This is a genomic window from Bacillus sp. GbtcB10 (assembly GCF_019091365.1).
Lineage (GTDB): Bacteria > Bacillota > Bacilli > Bacillales > Bacillaceae > Bacillus > Bacillus altitudinis.
This window is the reverse complement of sequence record NZ_JAGXJP010000003.1, coordinates 113,949-129,858: the sequence shown is the minus strand read 5'-3', so window position 1 is coordinate 129,858 and position 15,910 is coordinate 113,949. Positions and strand designations below refer to the sequence as shown.

Genomic DNA, 15,910 nt, shown 5'->3' with positions numbered 1-15,910 from the left:
TTTATTTCCCCCTTTCATCAATCGGAACCATTTTTTTCGCCGCATAGGCATAAGGTGTGCCAATGGCAGCGACGATAAATTTAATCACATAAGTCGTGATGAAAATTTCGATCCATATATGGAATGGGTAGGTACCAAGAAAGGCAATGGTTGTGAAAACGAGTGTATCAAGCAGCTGGCTAATCATTGTACTCCCCGCATTTCGCAGCCAGAGCGCACCGTCTGAAGGAAATATCCGGCGAATAAACGAATATACATAAACATCTAACATTTGACTGATGATATAAGCAGCAAGACTACCAAGAGCGACCCTTGGCATAAAGCCAAATATCGTTTCTAATGATGATTGGGAAATGTCAGATGGAGCGGGATGGAAAAGCAAAGCCTCCTGCATGACAACAGTTAATGTTAAAAGGGTGGCAAAGCCAATCCAGACAGCTTTTTTCGCTTCGGTTTGTCCATATTTTTCATTTAGGACGTCCGTTGCAAAGAACACACTGCCGTATAAAATGTTGCCAAGTGTTGCCGTTAAGCCAAATAATTCAACGGTTTTGACCACTTGTAAATTGGCAGCAACTGTTGCAAAACCAATCCAGACGAAAAGCCCCATCTTGCCAAATCCTTTATAAAATAGAAGAACAATGATAAAATTAATGATCGCAAATAAGATCCAAATACCTTCATTAAACAAGTGACATGAACTTCCTTTCTAAATGTAAAATGTAACTTTTTGATTATAGCATAACGAACGTTTACCTTAAAAGTACGGGAAGGCGATGTGATCAATGAAACTAAGAGCACACTATACAATGAAAGTGAAATCGATTGGGTCCATTGCTTTTTTCCAAGAAGATTGGATGGAGCTCAAAGAAGCCTTGCTTTTAGCAAAACATATAGACAAAAAAGAACCGCAGTCACTTCTATCATTTGAAGATGAAAAGGGTGCGATGTGGTCGATGAAAGAACTTGAAAAGCTAAACGAAGAACTTAGGCTTGAACCCGATCAGCTTCAGGTCTATTTTGATGCGAGTTTTCGCAAAGAAACAGGTGATGCTGGGCTTGGAATTGTTGTGTATTATCAGCTCGGACAGGATGCATACCGGTTAAGGAAGAATCAGCCTTTTCAGAGCACCACGAACAATGAGGCAGAGTATGCGGCTTTATTTGAAGCGGTAAAAGCTTTAAAAGAACTGGGAGCCAGCAGAAACTCTGTTACGATTAGAGGAGATTCTCTTGTTGTGATGAATCAGCTCAAAGGGGAATGGCCTTGTTATGATGATATACATAACAAATGGCTCGACCGAATTGAGGCTGCGATCAAAGAGCTGAAGCTCACGCCAACATATGAAGTCATCGATCGTAAACAAAATGCAGAAGCAGATCAGCTTGCCAGACAGATACTTGCAGACGTCCCCATCGAAAGTAAGTTGAAATTAGAAGCAGACGGAGCTGAATAAAGTGGATAAAAAAACAGCAGTAAAAGAATTAACAGATCTTCAAGACACGTATTGTTCAGATTGCTTGATTAAGAAGCACTTTCGCAAAGAATTTGGCAAAAAATACGCGCACTCCTTTTGTATACAGCAATGCACGGTAGGAGAGAAGATCAAACAATACGGGAATGAATTACTCAAAAAATAAGCGTACACTCCGGTTTTCCTCTAGATGTATCATACGCTCACGAAAAAAAACGAATAGAATGTGTAAAAAAAGAACATATTCTGAAAAATGAGCCGATATAACTATAGAAAGTTTTGGTTGAGTTACTTTTTGACTAAGTGACGGATAATAGAGGAAAAGGGGAAGGCCGGCATGGATAATAAGGATTTTGAAACGGTATTACATCGGACATTTCAAGAGGTGTACAGTGATCTAGAGCAACTGGTAGATGTAGCAAAGAAGGGAAGACCTTTTCTCGAAAAAGATATCTCTGAAATTGAACAAAGATTAAAGCAAAATATTTTAGCGATTGAAATTCAGCTGAAAATCAAATAAGAGAGGCATACGCCTCTCTTTATTTTGTCGTTTCATCATTGATTGAGTTGATTAGATTTTTGTTACGTTTGCAGCTTGAGGTCCACGATTACCTTCAACGATTTCAAAAGAAACTTCTTGTCCTTCTTCTAGAGATTTGTAACCGTCACCTTCGATAGCTGTGAAGTGAACGAATACGTCGTCTCCGCCTTCAACTTCAATGAAGCCGAAACCTTTTTCATTATTGAACCATTTTACTTTACCGTTTTGCATATTGCTTTTTCCTCCTAGTACTGTAGCACACCTTTTGGCATACTAAAAAAAATTTTTCATCACCTAACGACTTAAGCAGTTGTTAAATGATGGTTCCACTATACACCATCAAAAGTAAAGCGTCAAGCAGGCAAGCCAAATTTTGAGCAGAATGTTTGATTTTTTTGTTTTTTTAGTGAATGACATTTATCTATAAAACGTCCTAATCTCATGAAACCTAATGTATAACTTGTCCGTATATAGTAAAAATACAGAAAGAGGTGCGTCATGAATCGTTACACAATTGAGGAGTTTGTTCAGAATACGCAGCAAGAAGACAAAGGGGAAGGGGTCTTCGAACTTGAAACATCAAGATTGTTAGAAATTAATTTAACAGATACCATTTGGGCAAAGACAGGCTCCATGGTTTCGTATCGCGGGAAAATAAAGTTTGAACGTGAAGGTGTATTTGAACACGGTGTGTCAAAGATGTTCAAAAAAATGTTATCAGGAGAAGGAACCTCTTTGATGAAGGCCACAGGTGATGGGAAATTATATGTAGCAGACCAAGGGAAAAAAATCTCGATTCTTCGATTGGCTCAAGGGGAGTCTATTTTCGTTAATGGAAACGACCTGCTCGCATTTGAACCGTCAGTTCGGTGGGATATTAAATTAATGAAAAAGGTATCTGGCATGCTTGCAGGTGGATTATTTAATGTCAAACTTGAAGGACCAGGTCTTGTGGCAATCACAAGTCATTACGAACCGCTGACGCTGATTGTTCAGCCAGGTGATTCTGTTTATACAGATCCGAATGCGACGGTCGCATGGTCAGGAGATTTGCAGACTGAATTTGTGACAGATGTATCGTTCAAAACGTTTATTGGCAGGGGAAGCGGAGAGTCCATTCAAATGAAGTTTAGCGGAAGTGGCTTTGTTGTTGTTCAGCCGTTTGAAGAAGTATATACAACGAATGGAAATCAAGGTTAAAAGAAAAAAGGTGTCCGTCAATGACGGACACCTTTTTATGATAATGCTTGAGCATACGATTTGTTGCTCATGATCAGATCTGATTGTTCGACGATATCTTCTAAAATGGTTTGAGAAGACTGTTTTAAGTGTAATTTTTTGATGTTTTGTTTCATGGATTCTAATTTTTCTTCGTCTTGCAGCAAGTTGGTGACAGATTCTAAAATGTCTTCGTGTCTGTTGATGACAATGGCAGCGCCGTAATCTTCAAAGAAAAGAGCATTTTCTTTTTCTTGTCCTGGAACAGGTTTGTAAAGAATAACTGGGACACCAATTGCTGTTGCTTCTGTTAATGTAATTCCGCCCGGTTTTGTAATCATACAGTCCGTTACTCTGAACAATTCATCAATTTGTTCCACATATCCAAGCGCCTTCAATTGATTTGGGTGTGCTTGTTCAAGTTCGCTAAGCGATTGCTTCAGCGCTGCATTCTTACCGCACACAACAACAATTTGTACTTCACTGTCAAGAAGTAGTGCTTCACACAGTTCCTTCACATTTTTTAGTACACCATGGGCACCCGCCATAATGAGAAGGACTTTTTTGTCTGATGATAATCCATATTTTTTATAGATGATCGATTTAGGCACGTCTACTTCAAATTGTGGTCTAATCGGAATGCCTGTTACCTTGACATCGCTTGGATGTGTGCCGATTTCTACTAGCTTTTGTTTCACATACTCGGTTGCAACATAGTATCGGTCAATGTTTTCATGTACCCAAATTTTATGAAGACAAAAGTCTGTCATCACATTAAATGTTGGAATGACTTTACCTGTTTTGTTTCGGTATTCAGGTACAACAATCATCGGGAATGTAATGATGATGATATCCGGATTGTGTAATTGAATTAATTCATCAAGACGCTTATTTCCCATCTTTAAATAAATGTTAAATTTGCGTTTATTGTAAATTTTATCTACACCGTAATAAAACAAGCGATAAAATTGTTTCCCAATGGAGAAGCTCTTTAAATATAAATATTGAGTCACTTCAGACACAATGGGATTTGATTCTTGATACAAATTAGAAACTATCACATGTTCAAACCCTTGGGATTTGCATTCATCATACAGTGTTTTTGCAACCTGCATATGTCCATTTCCATAATTTGCGGTCAAGATTAATATTTTTTTATTGGTATTCAAGAATATTCACCTCAAATGTAATCAACAACAACAAAACTTCGTACGAAAACTATAAATCTCATAGGTCTACATATACATAAAGATAACATATAAACAGCGAGAGCATATCATTCGTTACGAAAGAATTAAACTAATTTTAAAAAACAAACAGACTAAATTGATAATGGAAGACAGAGCCATTTGTATTTTAACACATTTTAAGCATTTATCATCAGACTACAGTCTATTTTATTCCCACACATATGGTGTTTCTTGATAAACATAGTAATTAAGCCAATTCATAAACAGCAAAGTAGCATGGGCTTTCCAGCGGTTCACTGGAACTAATGTGTCTCCATCTTCTATGAAATAGTGGACGGGTTTTTTGACTGTATCATGTTTCAACAAATCTCTTTCATATTCCTGCTTCAATGTATCTGTATCGTATTCAGGATGTCCAGTTAAAAATACTTGTTTATCATCATCTGAAACAATTAAACAAACACCAGCTTCCTCAGACGTGCTCAATACTTTTAGATTCGGCGTGTTTTTTAATTGTTCTGTATTAATATCTGTATGCCTAGAATGTGGGACATAGTATACTTCATCGAAACCTCTTACTAATCTTTCTTTTTTCTCTTTGACAAGATGCTCAAAAACACCGAATTTTTTCTCTGGAAGCTTGATTTTTTCAATGCCATAATGATGATAAAGACCAGCCTGTGCCCCCCAGCATATATGGAGAGTAGACGTCACATTCGTTTTACTCCAGTCCAAAATGTCCTGCAGTTCTTTCCAATAGGAAACTTCTTCGAAAGCTAAATGCTCAATTGGTGCACCTGTAATGATCATGCCATCAAATTTTTTATGGCGAATCGAGTCAAAGGTCGTATAAAATTCATCTAGATGCTCTCTCGATGTATTCTTCGGTGTATGTGTACTTGGAATCAAAAATGTAAAATACACTTGCAAAGGAGAATTTCCGAGCATTCTCAGCAGCTGCGTTTCAGTTTGTATTTTTTTTGGCATTAAATTTAAGATCACGATATTCAAAGGACGGATATCTTGTTTGAATGCCCTTGTCTCATCCATGACGAAAATGTTTTCGCTCTCTAGTATTTGTTTTGCCGGCAGATGAACTGGTATGTTAATAGGCAACTCGCCACCCCCTGAACCAAAGCTAATTTCACTTCATTATAGGAACTTTCTGGCGATATTTCAATGTTTCAATTATGTTACAATGAAAAATAGAGCAAAAAAGAAAGCTGTTTCTGTCAAAAAAGGAGGCCATTAATCATGATCACAAAGCATTTATCAGATATTGACATTGCCCAAAAGGCAAAGCTGAGACCGATTCAAGACATCGCAGCAAAATTACAAATACATGACGAAGAATTAGAATGCTATGGTTTCACAAAAGCGAAAATATCTTTGACTATTTTTGACCGTTTGAAGGAACAAAAAGAAGGAAATGTGATTCTTGTGACTTCGATCAACCCAACGCCAGCAGGTGAGGGGAAGTCCACCGTAACAGTTGGCCTCGGTCAAGCCTTCGAGAAAATTGGGAAAAAAGCGATCATTGCCATGCGTGAACCTTCACTAGGTCCCACAATGGGTATTAAAGGTGGTGCAGCTGGCGGCGGATATTCACAGGTGTTGCCTATGGAAGAAATCAATCTTCATTTCACAGGGGATTTTCATGCGATTACATCTGCACATAACGCTTTATCTGCTTTTATTGATAATCATATCCATCACGGAAATGAGCTTGGGATCGACGCACGCCGAATTGTATGGAAACGAGTGTTAGATTTAAACGATCGTGCTCTAAGACAAGTGGTCGTAGGACTTGGCGGTCAATTAAATGGGTACCCTAGAGAAGATGGATTTGATATTACGGTTGCATCCGAAATGATGGCCATCCTCTGTTTAGCAGACGACTTAAACGATCTAAAAAAACGTCTTTCTTCTATTGTTGTTGCCTACAATCAAGAAGGTGAACCGGTCACAGTTGGAAATCTAGGATATGAAGGCGTATTAACCTTGCTATTAAAAGATGCGCTGAAACCAAACCTTGTTCAAACGATTGAAGGAACTCCAGCCCTTGTTCATGGTGGTCCTTTTGCCAATATTGCACATGGATGCAATAGTTTAATTGCCACAAAAATGGCGGCAAAACTAGCAGATTACGTCGTAACAGAAGCGGGATTTGGTGCAGACCTCGGCGCGGAAAAATTTCTTCACATCAAAACAAGAGCCGGTGATTTTAAACCAGGCGCTGTTGTCATTGTAGCAACTGTCAGGGCGCTAAAAATGCATGGCGGAATGCAGAAAACAGAGCTCAAGGAAGCAAATGCACAGGCTGTTTTAGAAGGTATACATAATTTAGAGAAGCATATTGAAACAGTGCAAGCCTTCGGTCTACCATACATCGTTGCAGTGAACCGTTTTATTACCGATACAAAAGAAGAAATTCAAGCAATAGAAAACTGGTGCGAAACGAATGGACATCCAGTCAAAGCCGTCAATGTATGGGAAGAAGGGGGAGCTGGCGGCGCAGCACTTGCCGAAGAGCTCACGACACTCATTGAAAAGAATGAAAACAGCTTTTCTTATTTATATGAGGAGCAAGATTCCATTGAAGAAAAGTTGTCAAAAGTCGCCAAAGTGGTTTATGGTGCAGACGGCGTCAACCTTACATCAAAAGCAAGAAAGCAGCTAGCTGCAATTGAGAAAAATGGCTGGGCCCATTTGCCGGTTTGTATGGCAAAAACGCAATATTCACTATCGGATGATCCGGCTTTAATCGGCAGACCAAAAGGCTTCACCGTTACGATTCGAGAGTTAAAACCATCTGTAGGAGCAGGTTTTATCGTTGCACTAACAGGAAGCATTCTGACCATGCCAGGTCTCCCTAAAAAACCTGCGGCACTTGAGATGGATTTATTAGAAGACGGCAGTGTGACTGGACTCTTTTAGCAGAAAGCATAAAAAGCGATTTTCTAAAAGAAGCATGTTACGATAGGAAAAAGTGAATCCTAGGAGGCTATGAGATGTCAATTTATGATATTCAGGTCAAGACCATTAACGGTCAGGAAAAATCAATGGCAGATTACAAAGGGAAAGTACTGATCATCGTGAACACAGCGAGCAAATGTGGACTGACCCCTCAATTTAAACAATTACAAGAGTTATACGATCAATATCATGAAAAGGGCCTTGAAATTTTAGGATTTCCGTGCAATCAATTTATGAATCAAGAGCCAGAAGGGGAAGAAGCAATTCAAGAATTCTGTTCGTTAAACTATGGTGTGACCTTCCCGATGTTTGCAAAAGTAGATGTCAATGGTGACAATGCGCATCCGCTTTTCAAATACTTAACGAGTCATGCGAAAGGTGTGCTTGGTACAAAAACGGTGAAATGGAATTTTACAAAATTTATCGTTGACCAAAACGGAGAAGTGACTGAACGATTTTCTCCTAAAACACCACCAAAAGAATTAGAAAGCTCCATTATCGCTCTTTTGGAGAAATAAGCATGTATTCGAACAAGCAGCAAGAACAATTGGAGGCAGCTGCCTCCTTTGTTTCAAAACAGCTAAAGAATGAACCGACTGGACACGATGAAGCTCATATCAATCGTGTGCGCCAGCTTGCCGTCCATATTGCACAACAGGAGGGCGGGTCGCTTTTTGTCATTGAAATGGCAGCGATTGTCCATGATGTCATTGATGACAAGCTGTCTAGTGAATGGAAGCTTTCACCGCATGATCTCAAGCAGCAGCTCCTTTTGTGGGAAGTGGACACGCGAGATATTCGCTATATCATGGATATTATTACAACGATGTCTTTTCGTCACCGGCATATGCAGCATCAGCCAGTGACATTAGAAGGGGCCATTGTTCAAGATGCAGATCGGCTAGATGCGATAGGTGCAACTGGGATTGCAAGGGTGTTTACATATGCAGGTGCAAAAGGGGAGCCTCACTATACAGAGGGTGCTCACCAAGGCACAGTACTTGTGCATATGCAAGAAAAGCTGCTTCAATTAAAAGACTTGATGAACACACGTGCTGGAAAGCAGCTGGCTCATGAGCGGCATGAGTTTATGTGTCTATTTATCAAGACATGGAAAGAAGAATGCGGCCTTACAGATGAGTAGGGTCTTTATGTGTGTAAGGAGGATGTATAGATGAAAATAACTGCCATAGAACCAACGCCAAGCCCGAATACAATGAAAGTCATTTTGACAGAAGCGCTTGCAGGCGGTAAAAGCAATAACTACAAAAAAGATCAAAAAGACGAAGCGCCAGAGATGATCAAGCGAATTTTAACCATTGAAGGTGTAAAAGGTGTTTACCATGTAGCCGATTTCTTAGCGGTTGAGCGTAATGCGAAATTTGATTGGCAAGGTATTTTACAGCAAGTCAGAGAAGCCTTTGGACAAGAAACAGAAGGTCTTCAGGGAGAATCGCAGTCAGGTGATGACACATTTGGAGAAGTCAAAGTGCATGTTCAAATGTTTAATGGGATTCCGATGCAGGTCAAGCTGACAGACGGTGAAAGAGAAGAACGATTTGGAATGCCTGAACGTTTCCAGGCAGCGATTTTAAAGCTAAGAAGCAGTTCAGATAATGTTGTATTTGAACGTGTGTGGAAAGAACATGGCGTACGTTTTGGAGAATTTGCTGATATCGGTCAAGAAGTCACAGAAGAGCTGCAAGCTGCATATGACGACGAGCGTTTATCCCGTTTAACAGAGGCAGTGAAGGAAGGTCAAGAGGCTGTAGATAAACAAGTGAACCGAAAAGCATATGATGTGACAGAAGAGATGCTGCGCGATGAAGATTGGAAGAAACGTTTTGCTCATTTAGAGCAAATGCAGCCAGAGAAAAAAGATATACCTGTTTTAATGAAAGCGATGGAGGATCCAAAAACATCGATTCGCAGACAAGCTGTTGTGAATGCTGGCATGATTGAAGATCCAGCCATTTTGCCTATTTTGTATAAAGGGCTTGAAGATAAAACAGTGACAGTTAGAAGAACTGCTGGAGATTGTATTTCAGATCTTGGTGATTCTAGTGCGATTGAAGCGATGATCGCAGCCTTAAAGGACCCAAGTAAGCTTGTCCGCTGGCGTGCGGCCATGTTCCTTTATGAAGAAGGTGACGAAACAGCACTCGAAGCTTTAAAAGAAGCGGAGCAGGACCCTGAATTTGAAGTCAGTCTTCAAGTGAAAATGGCCATCGAACGAATTGAGCACGGAGAAGAAGCAAAAGGCTCTGTGTGGAAGCAAATGACAGAAAGTAGAAAAAATGCATCAGAATCATAAGACGATGAGACAGCTGCCAATAAAAGGCAGCTTGTTTTCTGAAAAGGGCTTTTTTATTGGCAGAAAAATTTTTTCAGAAAAATTATTTTGAATATTGTTGAAATATGAGAAAAAACTCTATATAGTAGTACCAATATAGAATATTGGAGGTCAGATTTTATGACACAATCCTTGCTGAGCACTTGCTTCAGCAGAGAAATAAGTCACTATCTATTATAGGTGGCTAAATAAACAGAAAATTTGTAAAATAAAATCAACTCAAAATCATACAGTCAACAAGACTAGTAGTATAGGAGGCTTTTTAAACAGATGGCAGAACTTCGCAGTAATATGATTAAACAAGGAATTGACAGAGCACCTCACCGAAGCTTATTAAGAGCAGCTGGGGTAAAAGATGAGGATTTTGGCAAGCCGTTTATTGCCGTATGTAATTCCTATATTGATATTGTCCCAGGGCATGTCCATCTTCAGGAATTCGGAAAAATTGTGAAAGAAGCCATTCGTGAAGCTGGCGGTGTTCCATTTGAATTCAATACAATTGGGGTAGATGATGGAATTGCGATGGGGCATATTGGGATGAGATATTCATTGCCAAGCCGTGAAATCATTGCTGATTCAGTAGAGACCGTGGTGTCTGCACACTGGTTTGATGGCATGGTTTGTATTCCTAACTGTGATAAAATCACGCCAGGTATGATGATGGCTGCCATGCGTGTGAATATCCCAACTGTATTTGTCAGTGGTGGACCGATGGAAGCTGGGAGAACAAGTGATGGCAGGAAAATTTCTCTTTCTTCTGTCTTTGAAGGCGTAGGGGCATACCAATCAGGGAAAATTAATGAAGAGGAATTAAACGAATTAGAGCAGTTTGGCTGTCCAACATGCGGATCTTGCTCTGGTATGTTTACAGCAAATTCAATGAACTGTCTAGCAGAGGCGCTTGGGATTGCTCTTCCTGGAAATGGAACCATTCTGGCGACATCACCAGAACGAAGAGAATTTGCGAAGAAGTCAGCAAAACAATTGATGGAGCTAATCAAAAAAGACATTAAACCACGTGATATTGTCACGGAAAAAGCGATCGATAACGCATTTGCTTTAGATATGGCACTTGGTGGTTCAACCAATACAGTTCTTCATACATTGGCGATTGCAAATGAAGCAGGCGTTGAATACTCACTTGAGCGTATCAATGAAGTCGCAGAACGAGTGCCGCATTTATCGAAACTTGCTCCAGCTTCAGATGTATATATTGAAGATTTACATGAAGCTGGCGGAGTGACTGCTGCACTAAATGAATTGTCCAAAAAAGAGGGGGCTCTTCATTTAGATACCATGACCGTCACAGCGAAAACGTTAGGCGAGAACATTGCAGGTCATGAGGTAAAAGATTATAACGTCATTTATCCAATTGACAAGCCATTTACTGAAAAGGGCGGCTTAGCCGTTTTATTTGGAAACCTTGCGCCAGATGGAGCAATCATTAAAACAGGCGGTGTACAAGACGGCATCACACGTCATGAAGGACCTGCGATCGTATTTGAATCCCAAGAAGAAGCACTTGAAGGAATCATTAATCGAAAAGTAGAAGCAGGACATGTTGTCATTATTCGTTATGAAGGACCTAAAGGCGGTCCAGGTATGCCTGAAATGCTTGCACCAACTTCACAAATTGTTGGAATGGGACTTGGTCCAAAGGTTGCTTTAATTACAGACGGACGATTCTCCGGTGCTTCTCGCGGATTGTCTATTGGACACGTCTCTCCAGAGGCAGCAGAAGGCGGCCCGCTTGCCTTTGTTGAAAATGGTGATCATGTCGTTGTCGATATCGAAAAACGCATTTTAAGCGTAGATGTCCCGGAAGAAGAATGGGAAAAAAGAAAAGCAAACTGGAAAGGCTTTGAGCCAAAAGTAAAAACAGGTTACCTTGCCAGATACTCAAAACTTGTGACATCAGCCAATACAGGCGGAATCATGAAAATTTAATCTGAAATTGAACATTTGAAAATTGGCTCTCTCTATAGTATCCTTTATTCACAACATAAGGATTATAGAGGGGGCTTTTTTATGTCAATGGCATATGAAGAATATATGCGTCAGCTCGTCGTACCAATGCGCCAAGAACTAACTAGTGCAGGGTTTCAAGAGTTGACGACTGAAGAAGAAGTAGAAAAAACGATGCAGGAAGCAGAAGGAACAACATTTGTTGTCGTCAATTCCGTATGCGGATGTGCTGCCGGTTTAGCACGCCCTGCTGCTACTCAAGCTGTCATGAAAGCAGAAAAAGCACCAGATCGAATGGTGACGGTCTTTGCTGGTCAGGACCGGGAAGCTACGGCTAAAATGAGAGAATACTTCACAGGTGAGGAACCATCTTCTCCATCTATGGCACTTTTAAAAGGAAATGAACTCGTTCATTTTATCCCGCGTGACGAAATTGAAGGTCATGAAATGGAAGATATTATGAAGAACGTCTTATCTGCATTTGAAAAACATTGCTAATACAAGTGTTGAAATGTCCTGTGATCCAATCAGGGCATTTTTTCTTGATTATGATGGAGGAACGACATGCTCATTACAACAAGCTTTAGAGCAAATGAACAAACAATTGAAACGGCAAAGGCCCTCGCAAAGGACTTACATGGTGAGTATATCGAGCGGCGCAAACAATCTGTCAAACAGCTTGCGATCAAGCGGGGGGATGTACTCGTTGTTGGGAAAGAACGATTTGAATGGTATCAGTCAAATGGTGAAAAGTTCTTTTTCCATCCAAGTTCAGCGATGTTTAGGGTGAAGCGGGTTCTGCGAGGGGAAAAAGATCCATTAATAGAAGCAGCACAATTAAAGCCGGGCGATTCCTTTTTAGATTGTACGCTTGGCTTAGGATCTGATGCGATTACCGCAAGCTGCGCTACAGGAACCAATGGAAAAGTGACCGGTATTGAAAAAAATCCGGTGACGGCATTGCTTGTTCGAGAAGGACTCAGCACATGGGAAACGGGTGTGAAAGAGGCAGACGAAGCGATGAAACGGATATCTGTTATCAGCGGGGATAGTATTGAGCAGTTAAAGAAGCTCCCTGATCGATCCTATGATATCGTCTATTTTGACCCAATGTTCGAAGAAACCATACAAGAGTCTGCTAGTATGATGCCGCTTCGTCATGCAGCTGAGCATCATTTTGACCATGAAACCGCTGTGAAAGAAGCAATGAGAGTGGCTAGAAAAAGAGTGGTTTTAAAAGATCATTGGAAAAGCACACGATTTACCACTGATTCCTATCAATTTCAGGTGATGAAACGTAAAACCGCCCAATTCCATTACGGATATATCTCAATAGAAGAAGACAAATCAACAAAACTTTAATCACTCTTAACAATTAAAAAAGCCCTATTTCAGGGCTTTTAATCGGTGATCTCCATATAGACAAAATAAAATAACGTCAGCAAGGAAGCTGTGATGAAAAACCCTTCAAGCATATCCATTCCTCCCAAATTTTAGTCGTCGTTACTGTCATTGTAAACGTTTTATCATGAAAAAGAAAGTCTCAACTCAATGACCAAATTGAATGACTGAAAATTCATTATATGCTAGAATAGCAGTATGATAACTTATGGAAGGAATTAGATATCATGAAAATGTGGATGAGAAAAACGCTTGTTGCACTCTTTACGATTGCGACTTTTGGTTTAATCTCTCCTCCATCGGCTTTGATGACAGACAAGCCATCTGAACTTTCTTCATCTGATAAAGCACCTTATACAGCAGTTTATGATACATCAGATGATACGCGCAGCTGGGAATTATCGCAAGAAGACAACAAAGAGCGGATAGACCCCTTTGAGCAATATAAGCAAGAGGTTCTATCAAGTGCAGAAAACCAATCCTTTCTCAAATTTGGTCGTAAAATCACACCTGTCATTGAGGACGAGTATAGAGAAGAGATTCAACCCAAAATTGAACAAGTGTTAACCGACTTTTTAACAAATTTCAAAGATGACGAAAAATTTCAAGATGTTGTTTTAACTGATCAGCCTTCAAGCGGAAATGGGGAAAAAATCTTCCACATTTATAATAGAAAGACTGGAGAAGATTTGCTTCGTTTTCATGTCAGGAGAGATCAGCCGCCTCACAGCGGATATTGGTTTAATTTTCACTACCATACAGCAGAAGATGGATTCCAGACGCATCATGAACTCGGTAATATTTACTGGGATAAAAACACCCCGCCGAGCTGGATGAGCCACTAGAAGGAGATGTCATGCCAATTGAAAAAGTATACAATGAACGAAATGGTTCGCATTACAAAACAGATGTTAAACGAGCGTGGAGTGAAAATAGAAGATATTGCACACATTGTGCTGAAACTCCAAGAGAAATACAACCCAAATCTTCCACTTAGTGTCTGCATTGAAAATGTTGAAAAAGTGCTGAATAAAAGGGAAATTGTCCACGCAGTTTTGACAGGACTTGCGCTTGATCAGCTGGCAGAAAAAAAGCTTTTGCCAGAACCTTTGCAGCATTTAGTTGAAACAGATGAACCGCTATATGGAATTGATGAGATTATTCCGCTTTCCATTGTCAATGTATATGGATCAATCGGTTTGACCAACTTCGGTTATCTAGACAAAGAGAAATTTGGTATTATTAGAGAATTAGATGAAGGTCGTCCTGGTGAAGTACACACCTTCCTTGATGACCTTGTCGCTGCGCTTGCCGCCGCCGCCGCAAGTCGCATAGCTCACTCTCACCAAGATATTAAGGACGAAGAGCAGGATCGAGTGAATCAAGCATAAAAAAGAAAAACATGTCTGCTCATCTTGCAGACATGTTTTTTTGGTTTCAATTGGTTTCAACAAAAGCAGAAATAAGGTAAACTACAACAAGAACATAAATAAAGGATGAAAAAAATGAAACAATACAAAGAGTTATGCCGTCATGTATTACAGCACGGGGATGAAAAAGGTGACAGAACAGGAACAGGCACTATCAGCACGTTCGGTTACCAAATGAGATTTGATTTACAGGAAGGGTTTCCTTTATTAACAACAAAGAAATTACACCTGAAATCAATCATTCATGAGTTACTGTGGTTTTTAAAAGGTGATACAAATGTCAAATATCTTCAAGAAAATGGTGTCCGTATTTGGAATGAATGGGCAGATGAAAATGGAGAGCTAGGGCGTGTGTATGGTGCGCAGTGGAGATCATGGGCGAGCGGAGACGGAGAGACAGTAGATCAGATCAGCAGACTGATCCATGATATTGAGAATCATCCTAATTCGAGAAGATTGATTGTCAGTGCGTGGAATCCAGGAGAGATTGATCAGATGGCGCTGCCTCCTTGTCATTGCTTGTTTCAATTTTACGTATCAAACGGTAAATTATCGTGCCAGCTCTATCAACGTTCGGCAGATATCTTTTTAGGTGTGCCTTTTAATATTGCTTCGTATGCACTTCTAACGATGATGATTGCCAAAGTGACAAACCTTGAGCCAGGAGAGTTTATTCATACGCTAGGAGATGCTCATATTTATCAAAATCATCTTCCGCAGGTCAAAATGCAGTTAGAGCGTGAGGAGCGCACACTTCCGCAGCTTCGCATCACTAGAGATGTCAAAAGTATTTTTGATTTTACGTTTGATGATTTTGTGCTCGAGAACTATGATCCACATCCGCATATTAAAGGAGAAGTCAGTGTATGATTTCCATGATAGTGGCGACAGGAAAAGACAGAGTCATTGGCAAAGATAATCAAATGCCTTGGCATTTACCCGCTGATTTAGCGTATTTTAAAAAAGTCACAAGTGGTCATGCCATTGTCATGGGTAGAAAAACGTTTGAATCAATTGGACGAGCACTGCCTAACCGCCGGAATATCGTGTTGACCACAAGTTCTTCTTTTCAAGCTGAAGGATGCGAGGTAGTCCATTCAATCGATGATATTTTAACCATTGCGAAGAACGAGGAAGAATTATTGATCATTGGCGGGTCTAAGCTGTATGAGGAAATGATGCCATACGCAGATCGTCTATATATCACGCACATTCATCATTCATTTGAAGGCGACCGTTTCTTCCCTTATTACGATGAAGATCATTGGACGGTTGTATCACGTGAAAAAGGCCATCGTGACGAAAAGAACCCCTACAATTATGAATTTGTCGTCTATGACAGAAAAGAAGGATAAGTGAGT

Annotated in this window: 19 protein-coding genes; 15 read left to right on the top strand and 4 right to left on the bottom strand. The window is 40.1% G+C overall.

All coding sequences use genetic code 11. The features are described from left to right. Position 1: 1 nt before the first annotated feature. A complete protein-coding gene (locus tag KVT11_RS10715) occupies positions 2-691 on the bottom strand; it encodes a queuosine precursor transporter (protein ID WP_007500834.1) in 690 nt (229 codons plus the stop codon). 94 nt (positions 692-785) lie between these two features. On the opposite strand from KVT11_RS10715, the gene KVT11_RS10710 reads away from it, so the two are divergent. The 3 genes from KVT11_RS10710 to KVT11_RS10700 all read left to right on the top strand — a co-directional run bounded on the left by KVT11_RS10710 (position 786) and on the right by KVT11_RS10700 (position 1,995). Continuing rightward, positions 786-1,457, top strand: a complete 672-nt coding sequence (locus tag KVT11_RS10710) for a ribonuclease H family protein (RefSeq protein ID WP_017367474.1) — start codon at positions 786-788, stop codon at positions 1,455-1,457. 1 nt (position 1,458) lies between these two features. Further along, complete coding sequence (locus KVT11_RS10705) at positions 1,459-1,641, top strand: zinc-finger domain-containing protein (RefSeq protein WP_008346366.1); 183 nt, start codon at positions 1,459-1,461, stop codon at positions 1,639-1,641. Positions 1,642-1,812: 171 nt separating this feature from the next. Continuing rightward, entirely contained in the window at positions 1,813-1,995 is a 183-nt protein-coding gene (locus KVT11_RS10700) for a hypothetical protein (RefSeq protein WP_008346368.1), read from the top strand. A 51-nt stretch (positions 1,996-2,046) separates the two neighbouring features. Here KVT11_RS10700 and cspD read toward each other — a convergent pair whose 3' ends face one another. Beyond that, positions 2,047-2,247 (bottom strand): cold-shock protein CspD, encoded by a 201-nt coding sequence (cspD, locus tag KVT11_RS10695; protein WP_003215784.1) that lies wholly within the window; start codon positions 2,245-2,247, stop codon positions 2,047-2,049. 267 nt (positions 2,248-2,514) lie between these two features. On the opposite strand from cspD, the gene KVT11_RS10690 reads away from it, so the two are divergent. Further along, positions 2,515-3,216 (top strand): AIM24 family protein, encoded by a 702-nt coding sequence (locus tag KVT11_RS10690; protein ID WP_017359709.1) that lies wholly within the window; start codon positions 2,515-2,517, stop codon positions 3,214-3,216. A 35-nt stretch (positions 3,217-3,251) separates the two neighbouring features. On the opposite strand, the gene KVT11_RS10685 is transcribed toward KVT11_RS10690, so the two are convergent. Together KVT11_RS10685 and metA are read right to left on the bottom strand one after the other, a co-directional pair. Further along, positions 3,252-4,403: a diglucosyl diacylglycerol synthase gene (locus tag KVT11_RS10685; RefSeq protein WP_017359708.1), complete on the bottom strand. Its 1,152-nt coding sequence runs from the start codon at positions 4,401-4,403 to the stop codon at positions 3,252-3,254. 228 nt (positions 4,404-4,631) lie between these two features. Then, complete coding sequence (gene metA / locus KVT11_RS10680; protein WP_008346374.1) at positions 4,632-5,540, bottom strand: homoserine O-acetyltransferase MetA; 909 nt, start codon at positions 5,538-5,540, stop codon at positions 4,632-4,634. A gap of 138 nt (positions 5,541-5,678) precedes the next feature. On the opposite strand from metA, the gene KVT11_RS10675 reads away from it, so the two are divergent. The 11 genes from KVT11_RS10675 to folA all read left to right on the top strand — a co-directional run bounded on the left by KVT11_RS10675 (position 5,679) and on the right by folA (position 15,904). Further along, the gene (locus tag KVT11_RS10675; protein ID WP_035391708.1) at positions 5,679-7,361 is read left to right on the top strand and encodes a formate--tetrahydrofolate ligase; all 1,683 of its coding nucleotides are present in this window, start codon (positions 5,679-5,681) and stop codon (positions 7,359-7,361) included. Positions 7,362-7,435: 74 nt separating this feature from the next. Further along, entirely contained in the window at positions 7,436-7,918 is a 483-nt protein-coding gene (locus tag KVT11_RS10670; RefSeq protein ID WP_007500827.1) for a glutathione peroxidase, read from the top strand. A 2-nt stretch (positions 7,919-7,920) separates the two neighbouring features. Beyond that, on the top strand, positions 7,921-8,544 hold the full coding sequence (locus tag KVT11_RS10665) for an HD domain-containing protein (RefSeq protein ID WP_017359706.1): 624 nt from the start codon (positions 7,921-7,923) through the stop codon (positions 8,542-8,544). A 30-nt stretch (positions 8,545-8,574) separates the two neighbouring features. Beyond that, positions 8,575-9,714 carry a conserved virulence factor C family protein gene (locus KVT11_RS10660; protein ID WP_017359705.1) on the top strand — a complete coding sequence of 380 codons (1,140 nt, stop codon included), beginning with the start codon at positions 8,575-8,577 and terminating at the stop codon, positions 9,712-9,714. A gap of 309 nt (positions 9,715-10,023) precedes the next feature. Continuing rightward, positions 10,024-11,700, top strand: coding sequence for a dihydroxy-acid dehydratase (gene ilvD / locus KVT11_RS10655; RefSeq protein ID WP_007500822.1), 1,677 nt, complete (start codon positions 10,024-10,026; stop codon positions 11,698-11,700). A gap of 81 nt (positions 11,701-11,781) precedes the next feature. After that, positions 11,782-12,216 (top strand): BrxA/BrxB family bacilliredoxin, encoded by a 435-nt coding sequence (locus KVT11_RS10650; RefSeq protein WP_008346384.1) that lies wholly within the window; start codon positions 11,782-11,784, stop codon positions 12,214-12,216. Positions 12,217-12,282: 66 nt separating this feature from the next. Continuing rightward, positions 12,283-13,080, top strand: coding sequence for a class I SAM-dependent methyltransferase (locus KVT11_RS10645; RefSeq protein WP_217609007.1), 798 nt, complete (start codon positions 12,283-12,285; stop codon positions 13,078-13,080). A gap of 266 nt (positions 13,081-13,346) precedes the next feature. Continuing rightward, positions 13,347-13,964, top strand: a complete 618-nt coding sequence (locus KVT11_RS10640; protein ID WP_210552084.1) for a YpjP family protein — start codon at positions 13,347-13,349, stop codon at positions 13,962-13,964. An 18-nt stretch (positions 13,965-13,982) separates the two neighbouring features. Continuing rightward, positions 13,983-14,510 (top strand): phosphatidylglycerophosphatase A family protein, encoded by a 528-nt coding sequence (locus KVT11_RS10635; protein ID WP_008346387.1) that lies wholly within the window; start codon positions 13,983-13,985, stop codon positions 14,508-14,510. 114 nt (positions 14,511-14,624) lie between these two features. Further along, positions 14,625-15,419, top strand: coding sequence for a thymidylate synthase (locus tag KVT11_RS10630; RefSeq protein WP_008346390.1), 795 nt, complete (start codon positions 14,625-14,627; stop codon positions 15,417-15,419). Next, complete coding sequence (gene folA, locus KVT11_RS10625) at positions 15,416-15,904, top strand: type 3 dihydrofolate reductase (RefSeq protein ID WP_019743261.1); 489 nt, start codon at positions 15,416-15,418, stop codon at positions 15,902-15,904. The genes KVT11_RS10630 and folA overlap by 4 nt, the downstream gene beginning before the upstream one ends. Positions 15,905-15,910 lie beyond the last annotated feature (6 nt).

Bases quoted from the DNA above. Each gene is read 5' to 3' on its own strand.
- cspD (WP_003215784.1), bottom strand. From the start codon at position 2,247: ATGCAAAACGGTAAAGTAAAATGGTTCAATAATGAAAAAGGTTTCGGC.
- KVT11_RS10665 (WP_017359706.1), top strand. From the start codon at position 7,921: ATGTATTCGAACAAGCAGCAAGAACAATTGGAGGCAGCTGCCTCCTTT.
- KVT11_RS10660 (WP_017359705.1), top strand. From the start codon at position 8,575: ATGAAAATAACTGCCATAGAACCAACGCCAAGCCCGAATACAATGAAA.
- KVT11_RS10640 (WP_210552084.1), top strand. From the start codon at position 13,347: ATGAAAATGTGGATGAGAAAAACGCTTGTTGCACTCTTTACGATTGCG.
- folA (WP_019743261.1), top strand. From the start codon at position 15,416: ATGATTTCCATGATAGTGGCGACAGGAAAAGACAGAGTCATTGGCAAA.
- KVT11_RS10630 (WP_008346390.1), top strand. From the start codon at position 14,625: ATGAAACAATACAAAGAGTTATGCCGTCATGTATTACAGCACGGGGAT.
- KVT11_RS10690 (WP_017359709.1), top strand. From the start codon at position 2,515: ATGAATCGTTACACAATTGAGGAGTTTGTTCAGAATACGCAGCAAGAA.
- KVT11_RS10710 (WP_017367474.1), top strand. From the start codon at position 786: ATGAAACTAAGAGCACACTATACAATGAAAGTGAAATCGATTGGGTCC.
- KVT11_RS10700 (WP_008346368.1), top strand. From the start codon at position 1,813: ATGGATAATAAGGATTTTGAAACGGTATTACATCGGACATTTCAAGAG.
- KVT11_RS10650 (WP_008346384.1), top strand. From the start codon at position 11,782: ATGTCAATGGCATATGAAGAATATATGCGTCAGCTCGTCGTACCAATG.
- KVT11_RS10675 (WP_035391708.1), top strand. From the start codon at position 5,679: ATGATCACAAAGCATTTATCAGATATTGACATTGCCCAAAAGGCAAAG.
- KVT11_RS10645 (WP_217609007.1), top strand. From the start codon at position 12,283: ATGCTCATTACAACAAGCTTTAGAGCAAATGAACAAACAATTGAAACG.
- ilvD (WP_007500822.1), top strand. From the start codon at position 10,024: ATGGCAGAACTTCGCAGTAATATGATTAAACAAGGAATTGACAGAGCA.
- KVT11_RS10670 (WP_007500827.1), top strand. From the start codon at position 7,436: ATGTCAATTTATGATATTCAGGTCAAGACCATTAACGGTCAGGAAAAA.